At 59.5% G+C, this 21,104-nt stretch carries 21 protein-coding genes; 10 read left to right on the top strand and 11 right to left on the bottom strand.

Annotated features, from left to right (window positions below):
- The first annotated feature begins 50 nt into the window (after positions 1–50).
- Positions 51–971, top strand: coding sequence for a GlxA family transcriptional regulator (locus tag ABRP30_RS04470; RefSeq protein ID WP_267823885.1), 921 nt, complete (start codon positions 51–53; stop codon positions 969–971).
- Between the two features lie 110 nt (positions 972–1,081).
- On the opposite strand, the gene zapE is transcribed toward ABRP30_RS04470, so the two are convergent.
- The 3 genes from zapE to ABRP30_RS04455 all read right to left on the bottom strand — a co-directional run bounded on the left by zapE (position 1,082) and on the right by ABRP30_RS04455 (position 4,272).
- Positions 1,082–2,176 (bottom strand): cell division protein ZapE, encoded by a 1,095-nt coding sequence (gene zapE / locus ABRP30_RS04465; RefSeq protein ID WP_267821127.1) that lies wholly within the window; start codon positions 2,174–2,176, stop codon positions 1,082–1,084.
- Between the two features lie 85 nt (positions 2,177–2,261).
- Positions 2,262–3,611, bottom strand: a complete 1,350-nt coding sequence (locus ABRP30_RS04460) for a tryptophan--tRNA ligase (RefSeq protein ID WP_267821125.1) — start codon at positions 3,609–3,611, stop codon at positions 2,262–2,264.
- 25 nt (positions 3,612–3,636) lie between these two features.
- Entirely contained in the window at positions 3,637–4,272 is a 636-nt protein-coding gene (locus ABRP30_RS04455) for an alpha/beta fold hydrolase (RefSeq protein ID WP_349976500.1), read from the bottom strand.
- A gap of 136 nt (positions 4,273–4,408) precedes the next feature.
- Here ABRP30_RS04455 and ABRP30_RS04450 point away from each other — a divergent pair, with 136 nt between their 5' ends.
- Positions 4,409–4,846, top strand: coding sequence for a YhcB family protein (locus tag ABRP30_RS04450; protein ID WP_241804702.1), 438 nt, complete (start codon positions 4,409–4,411; stop codon positions 4,844–4,846).
- Positions 4,847–5,011: 165 nt separating this feature from the next.
- Positions 5,012–5,689 carry a hypothetical protein gene (locus tag ABRP30_RS04445; RefSeq protein ID WP_349976494.1) on the top strand — a complete coding sequence of 226 codons (678 nt, stop codon included), beginning with the start codon at positions 5,012–5,014 and terminating at the stop codon, positions 5,687–5,689.
- Positions 5,690–5,751: 62 nt separating this feature from the next.
- Here ABRP30_RS04445 and ABRP30_RS04440 read toward each other — a convergent pair whose 3' ends face one another.
- A complete protein-coding gene (locus tag ABRP30_RS04440; protein WP_349976495.1) occupies positions 5,752–6,957 on the bottom strand; it encodes a methionine gamma-lyase in 1,206 nt (401 codons plus the stop codon).
- Between the two features lie 127 nt (positions 6,958–7,084).
- Between ABRP30_RS04440 and ABRP30_RS04435 the strand changes: the two genes are divergently transcribed.
- The 6 genes from ABRP30_RS04435 (at position 7,085) to ABRP30_RS04410 (ending at position 11,195) form a co-directional block, all read left to right on the top strand.
- On the top strand, positions 7,085–7,564 hold the full coding sequence (locus ABRP30_RS04435; protein WP_241804699.1) for an Lrp/AsnC family transcriptional regulator: 480 nt from the start codon (positions 7,085–7,087) through the stop codon (positions 7,562–7,564).
- 113 nt (positions 7,565–7,677) lie between these two features.
- Positions 7,678–10,017 (top strand): S-type pyocin domain-containing protein, encoded by a 2,340-nt coding sequence (locus tag ABRP30_RS04430; RefSeq protein ID WP_349976496.1) that lies wholly within the window; start codon positions 7,678–7,680, stop codon positions 10,015–10,017.
- The gene (locus ABRP30_RS04425; protein WP_241804697.1) at positions 10,014–10,277 is read left to right on the top strand and encodes a bacteriocin immunity protein; all 264 of its coding nucleotides are present in this window, start codon (positions 10,014–10,016) and stop codon (positions 10,275–10,277) included. Before ABRP30_RS04430 ends, ABRP30_RS04425 begins: the two co-directional genes overlap by 4 nt.
- A gap of 158 nt (positions 10,278–10,435) precedes the next feature.
- Positions 10,436–10,597: a hypothetical protein gene (locus ABRP30_RS04420; protein ID WP_372490405.1), complete on the top strand. Its 162-nt coding sequence runs from the start codon at positions 10,436–10,438 to the stop codon at positions 10,595–10,597.
- 155 nt (positions 10,598–10,752) lie between these two features.
- Positions 10,753–11,016 carry a bacteriocin immunity protein gene (locus ABRP30_RS04415; RefSeq protein ID WP_241804695.1) on the top strand — a complete coding sequence of 88 codons (264 nt, stop codon included), beginning with the start codon at positions 10,753–10,755 and terminating at the stop codon, positions 11,014–11,016.
- Positions 11,013–11,195: a hypothetical protein gene (locus ABRP30_RS04410; RefSeq protein WP_241804694.1), complete on the top strand. Its 183-nt coding sequence runs from the start codon at positions 11,013–11,015 to the stop codon at positions 11,193–11,195. The genes ABRP30_RS04415 and ABRP30_RS04410 overlap by 4 nt, the downstream gene beginning before the upstream one ends.
- A 386-nt stretch (positions 11,196–11,581) precedes the next feature.
- On the opposite strand, the gene ltrA is transcribed toward ABRP30_RS04410, so the two are convergent.
- From ltrA to ABRP30_RS04385, 5 genes are all read right to left on the bottom strand, one after another.
- Positions 11,582–13,003, bottom strand: a complete 1,422-nt coding sequence (gene ltrA / locus ABRP30_RS04405; RefSeq protein ID WP_372490404.1) for a group II intron reverse transcriptase/maturase — start codon at positions 13,001–13,003, stop codon at positions 11,582–11,584.
- A 471-nt stretch (positions 13,004–13,474) separates the two neighbouring features.
- Positions 13,475–15,376 (bottom strand): sulfate adenylyltransferase subunit CysN, encoded by a 1,902-nt coding sequence (gene cysN / locus ABRP30_RS04400; protein WP_241806641.1) that lies wholly within the window; start codon positions 15,374–15,376, stop codon positions 13,475–13,477.
- 53 nt (positions 15,377–15,429) lie between these two features.
- A complete protein-coding gene (locus ABRP30_RS04395; RefSeq protein WP_267821113.1) occupies positions 15,430–15,771 on the bottom strand; it encodes a four helix bundle protein in 342 nt (113 codons plus the stop codon).
- A 104-nt stretch (positions 15,772–15,875) separates the two neighbouring features.
- Positions 15,876–16,793 (bottom strand): sulfate adenylyltransferase subunit CysD, encoded by a 918-nt coding sequence (gene cysD / locus ABRP30_RS04390; RefSeq protein ID WP_267821111.1) that lies wholly within the window; start codon positions 16,791–16,793, stop codon positions 15,876–15,878.
- Between the two features lie 224 nt (positions 16,794–17,017).
- Entirely contained in the window at positions 17,018–17,776 is a 759-nt protein-coding gene (locus ABRP30_RS04385; protein WP_241806639.1) for a Nif3-like dinuclear metal center hexameric protein, read from the bottom strand.
- Positions 17,777–17,934: 158 nt separating this feature from the next.
- On the opposite strand from ABRP30_RS04385, the gene algW reads away from it, so the two are divergent.
- Positions 17,935–19,098, top strand: coding sequence for a Do family serine endopeptidase AlgW (gene algW / locus ABRP30_RS04380; RefSeq protein ID WP_349976343.1), 1,164 nt, complete (start codon positions 17,935–17,937; stop codon positions 19,096–19,098).
- A 127-nt stretch (positions 19,099–19,225) separates the two neighbouring features.
- On the opposite strand, the gene ABRP30_RS04375 is transcribed toward algW, so the two are convergent.
- Positions 19,226–19,990 (bottom strand): amino acid ABC transporter ATP-binding protein, encoded by a 765-nt coding sequence (locus ABRP30_RS04375; RefSeq protein WP_054899237.1) that lies wholly within the window; start codon positions 19,988–19,990, stop codon positions 19,226–19,228.
- Between the two features lie 10 nt (positions 19,991–20,000).
- Positions 20,001–21,098, bottom strand: a complete 1,098-nt coding sequence (locus ABRP30_RS04370; protein ID WP_267821105.1) for an amino acid ABC transporter permease — start codon at positions 21,096–21,098, stop codon at positions 20,001–20,003.
- Positions 21,099–21,104 lie beyond the last annotated feature (6 nt).

Below are 21,104 nucleotides of genomic sequence, written 5' to 3'. Positions count from 1 at the left end.
TGCGGCGCGTCAGCATCCTGGCCATTGACAAGGTGTTCGCTTCGACCTTGATGCAAGCCAAGGACTTTTTCCACCTCGCCAGCCTGCGCTACAGCAAACAGCTGGGCCTGGGCTTGCAGCCCATGTTCGAGATCTGTCTGGTGAGCCCCGACGGCCAGCCGGTGGACAGCTTCAGCAATGTGCAGCTGCCGGTCGATGGCGGCCTGGATGACGCCGATGTGATCATCCTTCCGGCCTTCTGGGAAGACTTCGACAACCTGCTGCAACGTTATCCGCAAGTGCTGCCCTGGTTGCGCGAGCAACATGCCCGCGGCGCCGTACTGTGCGCTGAAGCCAGCGGGGTGTTCTGGCTGGCCGAGGCCGGCCTGCTCGACGGCAAGGAAGCGACCACCTACTGGCGCTTCTTCACCAGCTTCGCCGAGCGCTATCCGAAAGTGCGTCTGAACCAGGACAAGCACCTGACCGACGCCGACAACCTTTACTGCGCCGGCGGCACCACTTCGGCCTGCGACCTGTACATCTACCTGATCGAACGCTTCTGCGGGGCCAACGTAGCCCGCGCCGTGGCCCGCGACATCCTCTATGAAGTGCAGCGCAACTACACTCCCGGGCGCATGGGTTTCGGCGGCCAGAAGCTGCACCAGGACCTGATCATCCTGCAGATCCAGCACTGGCTCGAGGAGCACTTCGCCGACAAGTTCCGCTTCGAGGATGTGGCCCGCAACCATGGCATGAGCATCCGCAACTTCATGCGGCGCTTCCAGGGCGCGACCGGCGACAAGCCGCTGCACTACCTGCAGCGGCTACGGATCGAGACGGCCAAGGGGCTGCTGTCGAGCACGCGCAAGAGCATCAAGACCATCAGCTATGAAGTCGGCTATGACGATGCGAGTTTCTTTGCGCGGCTGTTCCGCCAGCACACGGAGTTGTCACCGAACCAGTATCGGCAGCAGTTTGTGCAGGAAGCCTGAAGGGCTTTCTGAGCGGCAAGCTGCGAGCTGCAAGCCACAAGAAAAAGCCAAAGCAATCCGCGTACTGCTTTGGCTTTTTCTTGCAGCTTGCAGCTTGAAGCTTGCGCCCGTCAGGGCTTGTGGGCGCGGGAGAGGAATTCGTGCGACTGCATTTCCAGCAACCGGCTCAAGGTGCGCTGGAACTCGAAGCTCAGGCGCCCGCCGGTGTACAGATCCTTGAGCTCTACCTCGGCCGAAATGATCAGCTTGACGTTGCGGTCATAGAACTCGTCCACCATGTTGATGAAGCGCCGGGCGATGTCGTCGGTGGTGACGCCCATCTGCTCGACATTGCTCAACAGCACGGCATGGAAAATCTTGCCCAGCTCAATGTAGTCGTTCTGGCTGCGCGGCCCATCGCACAGGGCGCGGAAGTCGAACCAGGCAACATCGTCACAGGTCCGCAAGGCATGGATCGGACGGTTCTCGATCATCAGCACATCATTGTCGACGGCCTGGGTGCACTCGGGTGTCAGCGCCTTGAAGCTCGCCCGCATGCTCTGCTCGGCAGCCTCGTCGAGCGGGAAGTGGAACAGTTCGGCCTGCTCCAGGTGGCGCAGGCGGTAGTCGACCCCGCTATCGACGTTCACCACGTCCGTGTACTGCTTGATCATGGCAATGGCCGGCAGGAAGCGCGCACGCTGCAGGCCATCCTTGTACAGGCCGTCCGGGACGATGTTGGAGGTCGCCACCAGCGACACGCCGTTCTTGAACAGCTCTTCCATCAGGGTGCCGAGGATCATGGCATCGGTGATGTCGGAGACGAAGAATTCATCGAAACAGATCACCTTGGCTTCATCGCTGAAGCGCTTCGCGATGATGGTCAACGGGTTCTTCTCGCCCTTGAGGGTTTTCATCTCCTCGTGCACACGCTTCATGAAGCGGTGGAAGTGCGTACGCATCTTCTGCTTGAACGGCAGCGCTTCATAGAAGGTATCGACCAGGTAGGTCTTGCCCCGGCCTACCCCGCCCCAGAAATACAGGCCCTTGACCGGCGTCTGTTCCTTCTTGCCGAACAGCTTGCCGAACATGCCCGGCTTGTTGTTCTGCGCGTGTACCAGGTCGTCGTACAGACGCTGCAAGTGACGCACCGCAGTTTCCTGCGCCGCATCATGGAAGAAGTCGGGACGTTTCAGATCTGCTTGATATCGTTCTAGGGGCGTCATGATTTCGTTAGCGAGGCAACAAAAAACGGGCCGTCACTGTAGCGAGCGGCCCGCTTAATGGCAATCAGACTTGCGTCAAACTGTCTCAGTCCTGCTGCGGCGCCAGGGCTTCACGCAGGCTTTGAACAGCCACGTCGCGGGCCTGAGCACTGGCGAACTGCGGCCCGTCTGCGACCTGCTCGCCGTTCAGCCACAGGCTGAAGCTCAGGCCTTCGACACGCACGTCGGCATCGCCACCTTGCTGCAACTGCTTGCTCACCGCACCCGCGCTCTTGCCATCGGCGAAGCTGCGGGACAACAGCAATTGCTCGCCATCGGCGGCCAACAGGCGGAAGCGGAAGCTGCCATCCTCGTCACGGAAGCTGACGAAGCGTGCGCTCTTGACGGCCTTCTTCTTAACCTCGGTGGTGGCCTGCACGCTGCTGCGGAACGAGCGCAGGCCCACCGCCTCGCGCAGTTGCTCGAGGAACGGCGTGGCAGTCTTGCGGGCCTTGGCGGCGCCTGCCAGCAAGATGTCTTCCAGGTCCGACGGGCGGGAAATCAGTTGATGATAGTGCTCACGCTTCTCGGCCAGTTGCCCGTCAAGCAGCTGAAACAGGCGCTGCTTGGCTTCGCCCCAGCCCAGGCCCTGCAGCAGCTCTTCGCGGAACTCGGCGCATTGCGCCGGCGTCGAGAAGGCCTGGAACAGGGTGAACAGGTGCGCGTTGTCCGGGTCTTTCGCTTCGCCAGGTGCGCGCGAGTCGGTCACGATGCGCGAAATGGCGTCTTTCATGTCCTTCGCGGTAGAGAACAGCGGGATGGTGTTGTCGTAGCTCTTGGACATCTTGCGCCCGTCCAGGCCAGGCAAAGTCGCCACGCTTTCTTCGATGACCGCCTCTGGCAGGGCGAAGAAGTCCTTGCCCTGGCCAAACAGGTGGTTGAAGCGCTGGCCGATGTCACGGGCCATTTCCACGTGCTGGATCTGATCGCGCCCCACCGGCACCTTGTGGGCGTTGAACATCAGGATGTCCGCCGCCATCAGTACCGGGTAGCTGTACAGGCCCATGGTCACGCCGGCGTCCGGGTCTTCGCCATTCTCGAGGTTCTTGTCCACCGAAGCCTTGTAGGCGTGCGCGCGGTTGAGCAGGCCCTTGGCCGCAACGCAGGTGAGCAGCCAGGTCAGCTCAGGGATCTCGGGAATATCAGACTGACGGTAGAAAGTCACTTTGTCCGGGTCCAGGCCGCCGGCCAGCCAGGTTGCAGCGATTTCCAGACGAGAGCGCTGGATGCGCAGGGGGTCATCGCACTTGATCAGGGCGTGATAGTCGGCCAGAAAGTAGAACGAGTCGGCACCCGGCTGCTGGCTGGCGACGATCGCCGGGCGAATGGCACCGGCGTAGTTGCCCAGGTGTGGAGTACCGGTGGTGGTGATACCAGTGAGAATGCGCGTGGTCATGGGTGTTCGCTTATTCAGGCTTGGCTCAATTCGAAAGGCGCGGCAGCAGCAGATCCTTCAGATCGGTCAGCTTGCCATGGAAGAAGTGTCCGCATTCTGCCACTTTCAGCAGCTCATGGGGGCGCGGCAGCGCGTCAGACCATTCGTAAACGAGCTGCGGTGCAACGACTTCGTCGGCATCTGGCTGCACCACGGTGATCGGGCAGCGCTGCGGCAAGGGGAACTCTGCAGTCAGGCGCATCACTGCCGGGGCAATCATGAACAGGTGCTGCAGCGTCACACCCTCGCTCTCAAGGCGCCCGGCCAGGCTGGTGGCGACAAAGCCGCCGAACGAGAAGCCCATCAGCACCAGGGGCAGGTGCGGGTGCTTTTCACGCAACCAGGCCGCGGCAGCCTGTGCATCGGCCACTTCACCAGCGCCCATGTCATGGCTGCCCGCGCTCTGGCCGACACCGCGGTAATTGAAGCGCAAGGTCACGTAGCCAGCGTCGCGGGCAGTACGCTGCAGGGTCGAGACCACCTTGTTGAGCATGGTGCCACCCTGAACCGGATTGGGGTGGCAGATCAGCACCGCGCCACGGGCGTCGGCCACGTCCAGGTACAAGGCTTCCAGCTGGCCGGCGGGGCCATCGATGAACAAGGGGGTTTCGCGGACAAGCAAGGCACTCACTCCGTGACCTCGAAGGGGGTCGATTCGTCTAGGGTAGGAATTCTGTTCTGATTTGCGATCGCTCGCGGTATACAGCGCAGGTCTGAGCCGTTAACGTAAAGCAAAGCCGTTTATAGAGGAAGGACTCGTGGAACTCTCGCTCCTTGTTTGGTTGTTGCCAACCCTGGCCCTGGTCATCGGTGTGGCGGTCGGTTTCATCGTGGCCCGCCTGTTGCCCAATGCGGCGCCCAGCAATACCCAGCGCCAACTGGATGACATCCAGAAGCGTTTCGACAGTTACCAGAACGAAGTGGTCACCCACTTCAACAGCACCGCCATGCTGGTCAAGAAACTGACCCAGAGCTACCAGGACGTGCAGGATCACCTTGCCGAAGGCGCCAACAACCTGGCCCTTGACGATGTCACCCGTCAGCGCCTGCTGGCTGCCCTGCACTCTGAAGGCACCCAAGGTCCACGTGACCGCCTGACCCCGCCGAAGGACACTGCTGAAGTGCCACGCGACTATGCACCGAAGTCGCCGAACTCGCCGGGCATGCTCGACGAGAGCTACGGGCTCAAGCGCTGATCGATTGCCAGGGAGGAGTGGCTAGCCGCTCCTCCTGCTTCACCCCTCCAGACAAACCTGCCGCAAAGGTTCAGCCTTCTTCACCCCGCCTCAGGCCGCATTTCCTACTGCCGGCCAATCAAGCACTTCAGGATCCTGCATAAGTCCCTCAACCGGAGTAGACCTATGCTGACTAATCGACAACGCTCTTTCATTGCCACCGTCGAAGTCGTGGATGGCACGTCGCACTTCCTCGACGTACTGCACAGTGGGCCCGCCGAACTGGAAAAAACTTCAACGAGCCCCCCTGGCAGCCTGACTGCGGGCGGCCTGGCGACGGCCGGATTTGCCAGTCGAACATTTCGCAGAGCCCTTCGCCGAGCCGGACAAAATGAAGCGCGCCGAAAAGATGAGCCAAAGAAAATTGAACAACCAGTCAAACGAGACGAGTCACATTACCTCGGCCACGTATCGGACACAGTCAGTTGTCCGCCTTTGAAACTTTACTTCCGCCGGGTAGATAACGGCTACCGGCTGTTTGTCCGTTCAGAAGTGCGTCACGGGCATGCGCTGTACATACATGACGAGGACTGCGTGGGTGCTTTCCGCTCGCCACTGAAGGGTGCCTACCCAACGCTGTTCGACTTACTCGACTGCGACGATACGCCAATTCCCTTCGAAGACCTCGCCGACCAAGCAATCGTGCGCCTGGCACCTGCTGGAAGACGAACCCCTCTTATGCTGCGTACTTTCAATGGGGTGCCGTTTACCTACATCTGCAAGCAGGGTCAGCAACCTCTTGAGTTACGCCTGAACATCCTTGAAAGAAACGCCGCTTATCTCAATGACCCAGACGAAATCTGAGGCCACGCACGTTATAGCGACTGCGCAGTGCAGGTATACGGTTTTATCCGCGAAAGGCCAGTTCAGCCAGCCTGGTGGCTGGCCTTAAGCGCATGCTCGATATCTGCCAGCAAGTCCTCCACATCTTCCAACCCCACCGACAACCGCACCAGCCCCTCTGAGATGCCATGATGCGCCCGCTCTTCGGGCGTATAGCTGGAATGGGTCATGCTCGCCGGATGCTGCGCCAGCGACTCGGCATCGCCCAGGCTCACCGCCCTGGCAAAGAGTTGCAGCGCATTCATGAAGCGCCGCCCAGCCTCGATCCCGCCCTTGAGTTCGAAAGCAATCATCCCGCCCGGCAAGCGCATCTGCCGCTGCGCCAGCTCGTATTGGGCAAACGATGGCAGCCCTGGATACTGGATCAGCTCCACCTGGGGCTGGCGCGCGAGAAATTCGGCTACTTGCTGGGCATTGGCGCAGTGACGATCCATGCGCAGCGCCAGGGTCTTGATGCCGCGCATCAGCAATGAGGCATCGTGCGGCGACAACACCGCACCGGTCATGTCCTTGAGGCCTTCAAGGCGAATCCGATCCACCAGTGCCTTGCGCCCTATCACCAGCCCGGCCGTGATATCACCGTGGCCACTGAGGTACTTGGTCGCCGAATGCACCACCAGATCGGCGCCCAACTCCAATGGCCGCTGCAGGTACGGCGTGCAATAGGTGTTGTCGACCACGATATGCAAGTCATGCCCCCGCGCCGCTTCAGCCACTGCCGCAATATCGACCAGTTGCATGTTCGGGTTGGCCGGCGTTTCGAAATAGATCACCCGGGTTTTAGGGGTGATCGCGGCCTTCAGCGCCTTGGCGTCATTGAGGTCGACATGGCGGACCTTTACCCCGAACTCGCCGATGCCATGGTGCATATAGGCAAAGGTGCAGCCATACACCGTGCGCCCGACAAGCAGCTCGTCACCGGGGCGCAACAGGGTCCATAGCGTCGAGGTGATGGCCCCCATGCCCGACGCCAGCGCCAGGCCCGCCTCGCCCCCCTCCAGTGAAGCCATGCGCTGCTCCAGCAAGGCCAGGGTCGGGTTGGAAATACGGCTGTAGAAATGCCCACCCTCCTCCCCGGCAAAGCACGCCGCGCCGTATTCAATGCTGGGGAAGGCATAGGTTGAAGTCTGGTAAACCGGTGGCACCAAGGCACCGTTGTGGGAAAGCGGGTCGTAGCCATGGTGGATGGCGCGGGTGGAAAAACCGGTGTTGTTATGGGAGTCGCGCATGGCAACAGCCTCTGGTGGTTTGTTATAAGCTTATGCCACCGAGCTGCCTGAAATTTTCCAAAATTGCCCACACATTCGCGCCTGTTTTGGAAAGAAAACAACAAATACAACACCAGGAGGGCAAATCATGCCTTCAAGCCTCGACCGTACCGACCGCGCTCTGCTCGCGGCCTTGCAGGACAATGCCCGCCTTACCATCTCCGAACTCGCCGACCAGGTCGCGCTGACGACCTCGCCTTGCTGGCGACGGGTCAAGTTGCTGGAAGACAACGGTTATATCACCGGTTACCAGGCCATCTTGTCGCCCAAGTCGCTGGGGTTTGGGGTGACGGCGTTTGTCAGCATCATGATGGATTCGCATACCAAGGAGATGGCTCTGGCGTTCGAGCAAAGGCTGATGGAGATTCCCGAGATTGTGGCTTGCCACAACATCTCTGGGCGGTATGACTTTCTGCTGGAGATACTGGCGCGGGACCTGGAATCGTTTGGGGAATTTACCCGGGAAGTGCTGCAGCGGTTGCCGGGGGTGAAAGAGATCTATTCGAGCTTTTCCTACAAGGCCGTTAAGGAAAAACGGGTAATTCCTGTATCTGAAGTACACATTTGAATCAGATCTTTCAAGTCGGTGGGAAGTCTCCTACCGATTGACAAGCCGCGCCTGACATACACGAAAAACCAGCCGTAGCACGCTTGCCATGTAGCGATCAGGAGGATGACTACATGGCTCAAGATGACACTATCAAATTTGGTGAACCCTTCCGTGATTCCCGCAATGCGCTGAATCTGAATGAGGGGCTCTGGATGAACGAGGAGGCCCCAGACCGAGCACCGCTCCCTCCTTTGTCCGGCGGCGGGGGACCAGGCTACGGCGGCTGGGGGCTCAACCAAGGAACCCCAAGAGGAACCAGCCCCAGTCGGTCAGACATTTCAAGGATCATATCCGCGCGCAGGGTCTTAAGCGAAGAATATCAAATTATTGAAAAAGACTACGAAGAGCAATATGCCCCGCAATTAAGTAAACTTCCAGAAACAGTGGGAGCCTTAAAGCTCCAAATTTCAACTGAAGCTTCCAACTCCCCTGACCCACTTTCCCAAGCGATAGCACAACAGAAAATTTTAACCTCGCGCATCACTCAAATCCGCGATGGCTACCTGCAAATTGTGCCAAATGCCAACGCATATTACGGCGCCCTAGCGTTTTATAAGCGCGCCGACTCGATGATGAGCAGGCTGCTGGAGCCTGGAGTATTCACTGAAAGGGATGAAGCGTTCGCAAGGGCGTTTTCTTCGCGATTACAGCGATCCTGGGAGGGTGCCTATAAATTACACATCGAAGCCCACAAGCACCAAGCGTTGGCTGACGACCTCAGTGCCGTGGCAGCGCAAGTGGATGGAGCGGAACTGAGCCACCCTCCGGTTGACCTCATCAAGGCTGCCGAGCGTAGAACAACGCAAATCATTGCCGAACGGCAGATTTACTTCAATTGCTTACCCAATGTTCTGCAGCATGAATTGAGCCAGCAGACCACTATCGACAGCTCATGGACGCTAGCCCAAACACTCAATGCTTATTTGGCAACCGCCACACGCATGGTGCAAGCCAAGCAATCTCAGATCCCGACATTTAAACAAAAAAACCCGCAGATCAACGGCCCCCTGTCAAAGCCTCAGCTTGAAGCACTTTTGCATCTTGTCGACGAACAACGTTTAAGACGAGCCGGTCCACGCTGGAAGGAGTATCACCAAGCCCTGGCACTGAGCGAGTCGATCAGGTTTCTCGGCGCGTACTCCAGCAGTACGCAGAATCTGGTTCGTCGCGCCAATGAAGTTGAACAATTACGCGCCCAGCATGCCAGTCAGCTAGAGGTTGAACGTCAGAAGGCGGAAGCTGAACGCCTGGCGGCAGAGGAAGCTGCACGACAAGCGGCCGAGGCGAAGCGACTGGCTGCCGAGGCTGAACGCCACAGGCAGGAAGTAGCACGCAGAAGCATCAGCTATATCAACGACACCCATTCTGTTGCATCTGCGACTACCGTCATTCCGATTGGGGCAGCGAGCTTCGCTGTCGAGGTCGCGTCAGTTGCCCTTCGCGCTACGATCGTCGCTGCAGTAAGTCGATTGGCTGCCCCTTCGGCCACCTTGGCTGTAGCCATTCTTTCGGCAGCATGGCCTTCGACGCTCGGTAACGCTGAAAGGCGCTACCTGATCAGCACTCCTCTTTCCAGCCTTTCTCCGCCGGGCGGGCCTGACCTGGCAGCCCTTGCACTTTCGTCAGCCAGCGTAGACGTTCCTTACTTACTGGCTGGCAGTGAAGAAGGGAATGACATCGGCCTATACGTGGTGCCCGGTGGGAAAGCAGTGGCCGTAAGAGCGGCCACGTTTGATACAGAACGGCAGGTTTACAGCCTTGTACTTGAAAACCCGCAGCGCATCCTGACCTGGACCCCCGCCAGCCCGCCCGGAGGTGGTGAAGGTAGCTCCACCAGCCTGCCACCCGCTCCACCGGGCACGATTGTTTACACTGGCAGTAGCCTGAATCCTGTAAGTAATGAAACGGAAGGTTATCCGGCACTGGATCTGCTCGATCAGGAACGGCTGATCATCACCTTCCCGATCGACTCGGGATTGCCGCCTATTCTGGTGGTTTTCAAGAGTCCAAGGTATGAGCCAGGTACCGTCACAGGCGTCGGTGCACAAGTAACAGGGATCTGGCTTGGTGAGGCCGCCCGTGAAGGAGGCGCGCCGATACCGGCACATATTGCCGATCAGCTTAGAGGTATTGAATTTCCGAGCTACGATGCTTTTCGAGAAAAACTCTGGAAAATCGTTGCAAATGATCCCGAGCTTTCAAAGCAATTTTCCAAACAGAACCTTAGCCGCATGCGGGAAAGAGGGAACGCACCTAGGTCACGTTACTCTGATGCTTACGGGAAAAAGAAGAGTTTTGAACTACACCATGTAGTACCCATCAGCGAAGGGGGTGCGGTCTACGACATTGACAACTTAAGGGTTGTGACACCAGCAGCTCATCATAGGATTCATTATGGAGACAAACCATGAGCCTTAAGACCAACTACCACGACTATACAGAACTGGAATTCATTGAATTCCTAAAGGAAATATACCGGGCCAATACCGAGGAGCCGGATGACGTATTAGATCCTTTGCTGGAGCACTTTTCTGCAATAACCGAGCATCCTAGCGGAACCGACCTGATTTACTGGCCCGAGAATGATGAGCAAGGTGAGCCTGAAGCGGTCCTGAACATTATCAAAACTTGGCGTGCAGCTAACGGAAAGCCCGGATTCAAGGATAACTAAACCATATACCCCCGCTTCGGCGGGGCACCCTAATTAGAGCAAGAATTTTCCTACAAACCTTTAGAAAAATCCTCACACTCAGTGCAGTACGGTGAACATTTCCAACCCAAACAAACACAGTCATGATCCATGCATCACTTCAAGAGAGAAACGCTTTCATGGCTATGCACCTTCCAGAGTACATCGCACAGAAGCTGGCAGAACAAAGCTTCGCCAACTTCGACGAATTTTCCGAGTCCTTCTGGATGGCCGTCGCCGAGGACCCGGTCTACTCTCATCAATTCGTCACCTCGCAACTCAACCGCATCAAACAAGGCTGACCACCCCGCGCCCCGTTCGGCGAAACCGCCAAAGCCGTGCGCAACTATCAGCTCTGCCACCTCGACCCACCCACCTTGGGCGGTGCAATGTACGACGCTGAAAACCTGCGAATCATGAGCGTCCTGCAATACGCGCTATCGTCGGAGGTGCAGTGGTGATCAGTCAAAAGCACAGCCTTGCCGATTACACCTGCGCCGAGTTCAAGGCGGTGATCGAGGAACTGCTCCAGGCCTCTGGCACCTCGGCCTGGCAGGACCGATTGCTTGAACACTTTATCGACATGACCGAGCACCCGAGCGGCTCGGATCTGCTCTATTACCCGGCAAACGAACTCGAGGGCTGCGCCATGGGTGTGATCGCACGTATCATTGCCTGGAGAAAATCGAAGGGATTTGCCCTGTTCAAGGATATGCAATGAAAAAGTCGGTATGGATGCTGATGCTGCTTCTCTCGGGTTGCACCAATGGAGATTTCTTTCTGTTGCCCAATCAGCAGGACCTGAAATTTGCCTGCGACATGGATCCTTATAAACAAGGGTGCGAACGGCAAAATGATTATGGCCAGCATTTCAAGTCAGTCGAGGGCAAGAAGGGCTAGGTAGTCATTGGGGAGCGGTGCCTACTGGCTCAATGTTTGTTCTGTAATGCCCAAAAACTCGCAGGCTGCTTGAACATCCAACAACTGACAACGGCTGTCGATACGCTTCCGTACTACCTGAGGCTATGGCCGTCCAGTTGCGTCAGTCAATTTCTCAATGCATCCATTTGTAAATACGTTCGTCCATCAAGGTGCATGACTTACGCGCTGAGGTGGCGCGCAAATCGAGCGCCGCGCGGGCGGCGCTCGATCTCAAGAGCGCTGGAAAAGCCAAGGCAAGCACCTGGCAGCCCAAATGCATATTTCCTCCCCACAATCGAGTAGGAGGCGGGTTCACACCCGCCGTCCTCTCACACCACCGTGCGTACGGTTCCGTACACGGCGGTTCAGGCTATGCGGCTAAGCCGGTTGATCGTATCCAGTATCGAGACCAGTCCGAGTCGATCCCATAGTTTCTTCGGCAGCGCCTGATTCATATGTGGCGCCCCCGAGTTCCACCACGGGCCTCGGCCGTTATAGGCCGATTTACAGGCACGCTCTTCGCTTAAGCCCAGACGCATCAGGTTGCGCGCCCTCGTAGAGGGCTGCTTCCATTGGCGCCAGATGGCACAGCGGAGTTTGTGCCTGACCCAGCCATCCAGTTCCTCAAGTGGCCGTTTGCTCTGGCTGAGCTTGAAGTAACCCGCCCAGCCTCGTAATACAGGGTTTATCCGCTCGATGGTATTTGCCATCTTGCGACCCCGTGCACCGCGTAGCAACTCTGCGAGCCGGTCGCGCAGGCGACCCAGGCTCATCGTTGCCACCCGCAGCCTTGGCTGCTGATGCCAGCTCATCCCATAGCCCAAGTAGTCACACTTCCAGGCTCTCGCGACTCGACTCTTCTTCTGATTCACCGTCAGTTTCAAACGTTGGTTCAGGAAGCGCTCGACACTGACCAGTACTCGCTCGCCAGCCCGAGGACTGCGCACATAAATGTTCGCGTCATCGGCATAGCGCACGAAGCGATGGCCCCGCCGCTCCAGTTCGCGGTCAAATTCATCGAGCAGGATATTCGACAGCAGCGGCGAGAGCGGGCCGCCTTGCGGCGTCCCTTCCTGCCGTGGGCTAACGACACCGCCTGACATGACTCCCGCTTCAAGGTAGCGACGGATAAGCCTAAGTACGCACCTATCTTTGACCCGGCACTCGATACAGGCCATGAGGATGTCGTGGTTGACTCGATCGAAGAACTTTTCCAGATCGATTTCCACGCACCACCGATGCCCCGATGCCACATGGGCACGGGCCATCTCGACAGCTTGATGTGTGCTTCTGCCCGGACGGAAGCCATAACTGTAGTCCGAGAACAGTGGGTCGAAGATGAGCGTGAGCTGTTGCTGCAAGGCTTGCTGGATCAAGCGGTCCACGACGCTGGGGATTCCCAGTTGCCGTGTGCCGCCCTGCGGCTTGGGAATTTCAACCGCTCGCACTGCTTGTGGATGGTATTCACCGGCCAGTAGCCTGGCCTTGAGGGTTGGCCAATACTGTTTCATGTAGCCCGCCAAGTCAGCGACCGTCATGCCATCGGCACCCGGCGCTCCCTTGTTGCTGACCACGCGTTGATACGCACGTCTGAGGTTGGCCGGTGCAAGCACCCGCTCCATCAGCGTGTCCGGCTCCGCGTTCGTCCACGTTACTGACGCCGTCGATACCTTTGCGCTGTCAGGCATCATCCTCAGCTTCTGGCCGGGACTCGGGATGACAGTTTCCACTGTGGGAAATTTCTGCATTACGGCTACCAACGAGACAGTGACGCCTACTGGCGGCATAACCTGTTCGGCCCTTGGTGGCGCGGTTAACCGCCACTTACTACGGCTTCGGCTGACTTCTGCATGCTCATCCCGTCGCCTTACGACGCTCGGTAGCACAAAGGCAAGCGTGCAGATCTCCCAGGGTAATTCGCGCGACCTTCCTGCTTATGCCTGTCGGATTTACGTCACAGCGTTCCGTGCAAGTATTGGGCTTTGAAGATTGTTGCCTTCTTACCCCGCTGCGCCGCCTAATCCGCTTCCTGTTCGTCAGGCCAGCATTTTGCCTCGGGCTTCCTTCAGATTCGCAGTCGCCCACGACACCCTTGCCTCTGGCTAACACTTCCCCTTGCCGGGTGTGTAGAGGACTTTCACCTCCAAGTCACCCACTCGGCCACCACAGCCAAGCGGGTTGCGCTGACGCGCAACGCGCCATGCCTGGCGCACAACAAAAAACCCCGCCGAAGCGGGGTTTTTCACAAGCAGCAATGCTTAGATAGCGCCACGCTGGCGCAGCACATCCAGCACCTGCTTCACGCCTTCTTCAACACTGGTGTTCTGGGTATCGATCACCAGGTCGGCATCCAGCGGCACATCGAACGGGAAGCTCTCACCCGGAATGTTGTCGCCACCAGCAGCGTACAGGCCCTGCGGGTCGCGCTCACGGCAAGCCAACGGCGAGGCCTGAACGTAAACGGTCACCAGGCGCTCCTTGCCGATCAGGGCCTTGGCCTGCTCGCGGCCTTCGGCATCCGGGGCCACGAACGCAGCCAGGGTCAGCAGGCCGGCTTCGTTGAACTGGCGCGCCACATGGGCGGCGCGGCGCCAGTTCTCGGTGCGGCCGGCGCGGTCTTGCGGCAGGCCTTTGTTCAGGTCGTGGCGCAGGTTCTGGCCATCGAGCACGTACACCGCACGGCCCATGTCGAACAGCTTGCGCTCCACGGCATAGGCCAGGGTGCTCTTGCCGGCACCGGACAGGCCGCTGAACAGCACGGTGGCTGGCTGCTGGCCAAAACGCAGGGCGCGCTCTTCGGTAGACACGTGGGCCTGCTTGCCATGCTGGCCGGTGCTGCCGTGCGGCAGAACAGGCGGGGCGATGATCATGCCGGCGCCGACGGTGCCGTTGGTCAGGCGGTCGATGACGATGAACGCACCGGTGGTGCGGTTGCTGTCATAGCCGTCCAGGGCGATGGCGCTGTCCAGCGACACCTTGACGCGACCGATCTCGTTCAGCTGCAGCGCGCTGGCTGCATCTTTTTCGAGGGTGTTCACATCCACCTTGTGGGTGATGCTGGCAATCGAGCCCGGCACGTAGCTGGTGGCGCGCTTGATGTCGTATTTCTTGCCCGGCAGCATCGGTTCTTCGGCCATCCATACCAGCATGGCGTCGAACTGGTCGGTCACCGGTGGGACGTTGTCGGCATGTACCAGCAGGTCGCCACGGGAGATGTCGATCTCGTCTTCCATGGTCAGGGTCACGGCCTGGCCTGGGCCGGCGTTCTCCAGTTCACCTTCGTAGGTGACGATGGACTTGACCCGGCTGCTCTTGCCCGAGGGCAGCACGACGATTTCGTCACCCTTGTGCACCACGCCGCTGGCGAGGGTACCGGCGAAGCCGCGGAAGTTCAGGTTAGGACGGTTGACGTACTGCACCGGGAAACGCAGGTCGGTGAAGTTGCGGTCGGCCGCGACCTCGACAGTTTCGAGGATTTCCATCAGCGCAGGGCCGGTGTACCACGGCGAACGCTCGCTGCGGTTGACCACGTTGTCGCCCTTGAGCGCAGACATCGGCACGAAGTGCAGGCTGCTCGGGGTCAGATTGATGGCATCGGCGAACTTCAGGTAGTCGGCCTTGATTGCCTCGAAGACGCCTTCATCGAAGCCTTTGAGGTCCATCTTGTTGACCGCGACGACGATGTGCTTGATGCCCAGCAACGAAGCGATGTAGCTGTGCCGGCGGGTCTGGGTCTGCACGCCGTAGCGGGCATCGACCAGAATGATCGCCAGGTCACAGGTGGACGCGCCGGTGGCCATGTTGCGGGTGTACTGCTCGTGGCCTGGGGTGTCGGCGATGATGAACTTGCGCTTGGCGGTGGAGAAATAGCGGTAGGCGACATCGATGGTGATGCCTTGCTCACGCTCGGCCTGCAGGCCATCGACCAGCAGCGCCAGGTCGACTTCTTCGCCGGTGGTGCCGGACTTCTTCGAATCACGGGTGATGGCCTCGAGGTGGTCCTCGTAGATCATCTTCGAATCGTGCAGCAAGCGCCCGATCAGGGTGCTCTTGCCGTCATCCACGTTGCCGCAGGTGAGGAAACGCAGCAGTTCTTTACGCTCGTGCTGAGCCAGGTAGGCGAGGATGTCCTCGCTGATCAGATCGGATTGGTGACTCATTGCATTCAAGCTCCAAGCTGTAAGCTTCAAGCAGCAAGCTTGTCGGCATACAGCTAGTTAGAAATTTTGTTGATCAACCCTGCAAGCATTTTGGAGAGCTCGCGGGTTTCGTTAATCCAGTCGTTAGCCAATTCAGCGGGCAGGTAACCTATTTCACCGGCGATGATCAGTTGCGTACGCAGCTCCGCACTGGAGGCTTTCGCTACGCTGAGAAACCAGACCTTCTCTCGCCATCCTCTACGCTCCATCCCCTCTGCAATAGTGGAGGGTATTGAAACAGCTGAGCGTGTGATCTGAGATCGGAACCCAAAATCTCGGCATTCGGCAAAAGCCCGATACATCTCGACCGCTAAGCACTTGCTTCTCTGCCAAACCAGTAACTTCTCAAAATCCACTGCGAGCACTCCCTGTGCGCCCGCAGAGCAGGCGGCAGTCCGCAAATTTCAGAAGCTAACGCGTTTCGCTTCTTTCTTGCAGCTTGCCGCTTGTAACTTGAAGCTTAGAAGTAGCCCTGACGTTTCTTGTCTTCCATGGAGCCAGCGCCATCGTGGTCAATGACTCGGCCCTGGCGCTCGGAAGTGCGCGTCAGGAGCATTTCCTGAATGATGTCGGTGAGCGTTTCGGCTTCCGACTCGACAGCACCCGTGAGCGGGTAGCAACCGAGGGTACGGAAACGCACCTTCTTCTTGACGATGCGCGCTTTGTCTTCCTCGGAGAGATGCTCGAGGATGCGGTCGTCGTCGATCATGATCAGGGTGCCGTTCTTCTCGATGACTTCACGCTCGGCAGCGAAGTACAGCGGCACGATCGGGATGCCTTCGAGGTAGATGTACTGCCAGATGTCCAGCTCGGTCCAGTTCGACAGCGGGAACACGCGGATCGACTCGCCTTTGTTGACCTTGCCGTTGTAGACGTTCCACAGTTCCGGGCGCTGGTTCTTCGGGTCCCAGCGGTGCTTGCTGTCACGGAACGAGTAGACACGCTCTTTGGCACGCGATTTTTCTTCGTCGCGGCGGGCACCACCGAAAGCGGCGTCGAAACCATGCTTGTCCAAAGCCTGCTTGAGGCCTTGCGTTTTCATGATGTCGGTGTGCTTGGAGCTGCCATGGGTGAATGGGTTGATGCCCTGCGCCACACCTTCAGGGTTGACGTGGGTGATCAGCTCCAGGCCCATTTCCTCGACCATCTTGTCGCGGAAGCGATACATCTCCTGGAATTTCCACTGGGTGTCGACGTGCATCACCGGGAACGGCAGCTTGCCTGGGAAGAAGGCTTTGCGTGCCAGGTGCAGCATCACGGCGGAATCCTTGCCGATCGAGTAGAGCATCACCGGGTTGTCGAACTCGGCGGCCACCTCGCGGATGATGTGGATGCTTTCCGCCTCCAGCTGTTTCAAGTGCGTCAGTTTGTCGACCATGGCTACTCACGTAAAACGATCTTATGGACGGCCTTCGGGCCGTGTTCGAGCGAGCCACTTTATCACAGCGGCTGATTCTATTTAGGCGCCTGCCTAGATCGAAAAGGTCTAACGATATGACTAGGGGTTTGGCTATTGAAGGGCGGCTCTGCGGCCCCTTTCGCCAGCAAAGCGACGCCCATGCGCTGGAGGCCCGCTTGCCCGCGATTGGGCCGAAGATGGCCTCAGATCGGGTTCGGGCAATCGATGAACAGGTGCTCCAGGGCAAAGCGCCGGGCCAGGTAGTCGCCCAGCGCCTGCACGCCGTAACGCTCGGTGGCATGGTGCCCGGCGGCAATGAAGCTCACGCCATTTTCGCGGGCACTGTGGTAGGTCTGCTCGGACGCCTCACCACTGATGAACACGTCCACCCCGGCCGCGATCGCCGTATCGATATAGCCCTGCCCTCCGCCGGTACACCAGCCGACGCGACGGATCACCTGGTCACCCTCGACCAGCAGCGGCTCACGCCCCGTGACCTCCTGCACACGGCGGGCGAAATCGCGCGCCGTCACAGGCTCGGCCAGCGAACCTACCAGCCCGACCACCTTGGGATTATTCGGGTCCAGCGGCCCTTCGACAGTGATATCCAGTTGGCGGGCCAGTTGTACGTTGTTGCCGACCTCAGGGTGCACATCCAGCGGCAGATGAAAGGCCAACAGGCTGATGTCGTGCTTGAGCAGGGTCTTCAGGCGGCGCTGCTTGATCCCCGTGATGCACGGGTTCTCGCCCTTCCAGAAATAACCGTGGTGCACCAGTACCAGGTCGGCCTGTGCCTCGACTGCGGCATCGAGCAATGCCTGGCTGGCGGTGACGCCGCTGACGATGCGGCTGACCTGCGGGCGGCCTTCGACTTGCAGGCCGTTGGGGCAGTAATCCTGGATTTTCGCGCTACCCAGGTAACGCTCGGCTTCTTCAACCAGGGTGTCAAGGGCGACGGCCATGGAAAATCTCCTCGAAATCTGCACGTTCAACGGGAACAACGCCCGTATAATGGCCGCCATTATGGGCCGTCGCCGGCGTTGGGGAAACCGGTGTATGATCGCGCGCGTTCGCGCTCCGCCGCGCCACCATGGCCCTCGCCCACTCCCAGGATTCGTTCATGTTCAAGGCTTTGCGTTATTTTGGCTGGCCCCTGCTTACCGGCATATTGATCGCCATACTGATCATTCAGCGCTTCCCGCAGTGGGTCGGCCTGCCCAGCCAGGATGTAAACCTGCAACAAGCGCCACAGACCACGCAGATCATGCAAGGCCCGGTGTCCTATGCCGACGCCGTCACCCTCGCCGCCCCCGCCGTGGTCAACCTGTACACCACCAAGGTGGTGAACAAGAGCGCCCACCCGCTGTTCGAAGACCCGCAGTTCCGCCGCTTCTTCGGCGACAACCTGCCCAAGCAGCGGCGCTGGGAGTCGAGCCTGGGCTCGGCGGTGATCATGAGCCCCGAAGGCTATCTGCTGACCAACAACCACGTCACCAGCGACGCCGACCAGATCGTCGTGGCCCTCAAAGACGGCCGCGAAACCCTGGCACGCGTGATCGGCAGCGACCCCGAAACCGATCTGGCAGTCTTGAAGATCGACCTCAAGAGCCTGCCGGCAATCACCATCGGCCGCTCCGACACCATCCACATCGGTGACGTCACCTTGGCCATCGGCAACCCCTTCGGCGTCGGCCAGACCGTTACCATGGGCATCATCAGCGCCACTGGCCGCAACCAGCTGGGGCTGAACAACTACGAAGACTTCATCCAGACCGACGCAGCGATCAACCCGGGCAATTCTGGTGGCGCACTGGTCGATGCCAACGGCAACCTGGTCGGCATCAATACGGCGATCTTCTCCAAATCTGGCGGTTCACAGGGCATCGGCTTCGCCATCCCGGTCAAACTGGCACTGGAGGTGATGAAGTCGATCGTCGAGCATGGCCAGGTGATTCGTGGCTGGCTGGGTATCGAAGTTCAGCCGCTGAGCCAGGAACTGGCCGAATCGTATGGCATGCAGGGCCGCCCCGGTATCGTTGTCGCGGGCATTTTCCGCGATGGCCCGGCGCAGAAGGCCGGGTTGCAACTCGGTGACGTGATCCTGAGCATCAATGGCGAGCCGGCCGGTGACGGGCGCAAGTCGATGAACCAGGTGGCGCGGATCAAGCCCAACGAGAAGATCACCATCGAGGTGATGCGTAACGGTCAGCAGCTGAAGCTGATCGCCGAGGTGGGCCTGCGGCCGCCACCTGCTCCGGCAGCGGCCCCAGAAGAAGATAAATGACACAAGGGCTGCTCTGCAGCCCATCGCCGGCAAGCCGGCTGCCACAAGTGCTGCGCCTATCCTGAGCCCGGCGCCGTAGCTGTGGGCCGGCTTGCCGGCGATGGGCCGCAGCGCGGCCCCAGTTGCCTCAATGCAGGATCTGGCTGAGGAACAGCTTGGTACGGTCACTGCGCGGCCGGTCGAAGAAATCATCAGGCGCAGCCTGCTCCACGATCTCCCCCTTATCCATGAAGATCACCCGGTTCGCCACCGTGCGGGCAAAGCCCATTTCGTGAGTCACGCAGAGCATGGTCATGCCGTCCTCGGCCAGGCCAACCATGGTGTCGAGCACTTCCTTGACCATTTCCGGGTCGAGCGCCGAGGTCGGCTCGTCGAACAGCATGATCTTCGGCTTCATGCACAGCGCCCGGGCAATCGCCACGCGCTGCTGCTGGCCACCAGACAACTGCCCCGGGAACTTGTGCGCCTGCTCCGGGATGCGTACCCGCTCCAGATAGTGCATGGCGATTTCCTCGGCCTTGCGCCGCGGCATCTTGCGCACCCACATGGGCGCCAGGGTGCAGTTTTCCAGGATGGTCAGGTGCGGGAACAGGTTGAAGTGCTGGAACACCATGCCCACCTCACGGCGGATCGCCTCGATCTGCTTGAGGTCGTTGGTCAGCTCCACACCATCGACCACGATGCGCCCCTGCTGGTGTTCTTCCAGGCGGTTGAGGCAGCGGATGGTGGTGGACTTGCCCGAGCCGGACGGCCCGCACAGCACGATACGCTCACCCTGGCGCACGTTCAGGTTGATGTCCTTCAGTACATGGAACTGGCCGTACCACTTGTTGACGCCCTGCATCTGGATGATGCCTTCTGGGCCGGCAGGCTGCTTGATCGCTTCACTCATTTCGAAACTCCTAACGCTTGTGGCCAGTGTCCAGCTTGCGCTCCAGGTGCATGGAGTAGCGGGACATACCGAAACAGAAGATCCAGAACACCAGGGCTGCGAACACATAGCCCTCGGTGGCCATGCCCAGCCAGGCCGGGTCGGCGGCAGCCTGCTTGACGCTGTTGAGCAGGTCGAACAGGCCGATGATGATGACCAGGCTGGTGTCCTTGAACAGGGCGATGAAGGTATTGACGATGCCAGGGATCACCAGCTTCAACGCCTGCGGCAGGATCACCAGGCCCATCGAACGCCAGTAGCCCAGGCCCATCGCGGCAGCGGCCTCATATTGACCCTTGGGGATTGCCTGCAGGCCACCTCGCACCACCTCGGCGATGTACGCCGACTGGAACAGGATCACGCCGATCATGGCCCGCAGCAGCTTGTCGAAACTCATGCCTTCGGGCAGGAACAACGGCAGCATCACCGACGACATGAACAGCACGGTGATCAACGGCACCCCACGCCAGAACTCGATGAAGGTCACGCAGACCACCTTCACCGCCGGCATCCGTGAACGCCGCCCCAAGGCCAGCAGGATGCCCAGCGGCAAGGCGCCCACGATACCCACCGTGGCGATGACCAGGGTCAGCATCAGCCCGCCCCACTGGCTGGTCGGCACGCTTGCCAGGCCAAGGTATCCGCCATGCAGCAGCGTGTAGGCCAGGATCGGATACACCACCAGAAAGCCCAGGCCGTAGACGGCCTTGCGCGGGAAACGCTTGATGAACAGCGGCGCAGCGCCCAACACGGCAAGCCACACGGTCAGGTCCACGCGCCAGCGCAACTCCACCGGATAGTAGCCGTACATGAACTGGCCGAAGCGCTGCTGGATGAACACCCAGCAGGCGCCCTCCTTGGTGCAGTCGGCGCGCGTGGTGCCGACCCAGTTGGCGTCGATCAACGCCCACTGCAGCAGCGGCGGCACGATCAGCCATACCAGGTACACGGCGAACAGGGTCAGCAGGGTGTTGATCCAGCTGGAGAAAAGGTTTGCCCGCATCCATGCGAGCACGCCGACGGTCTTGACCGGTGGCGGCATGTCAGGTTTGAAAACATGGGCATTCACGGGCGT

It is taken from the genome of Pseudomonas sp. WHRI 8519, assembly GCF_040224055.2.
Taxonomy (GTDB): Bacteria; Pseudomonadota; Gammaproteobacteria; order Pseudomonadales; family Pseudomonadaceae; genus Aquipseudomonas; species Aquipseudomonas putida_X.
This window is presented reverse-complemented; position numbering and strand designations above follow the sequence as displayed.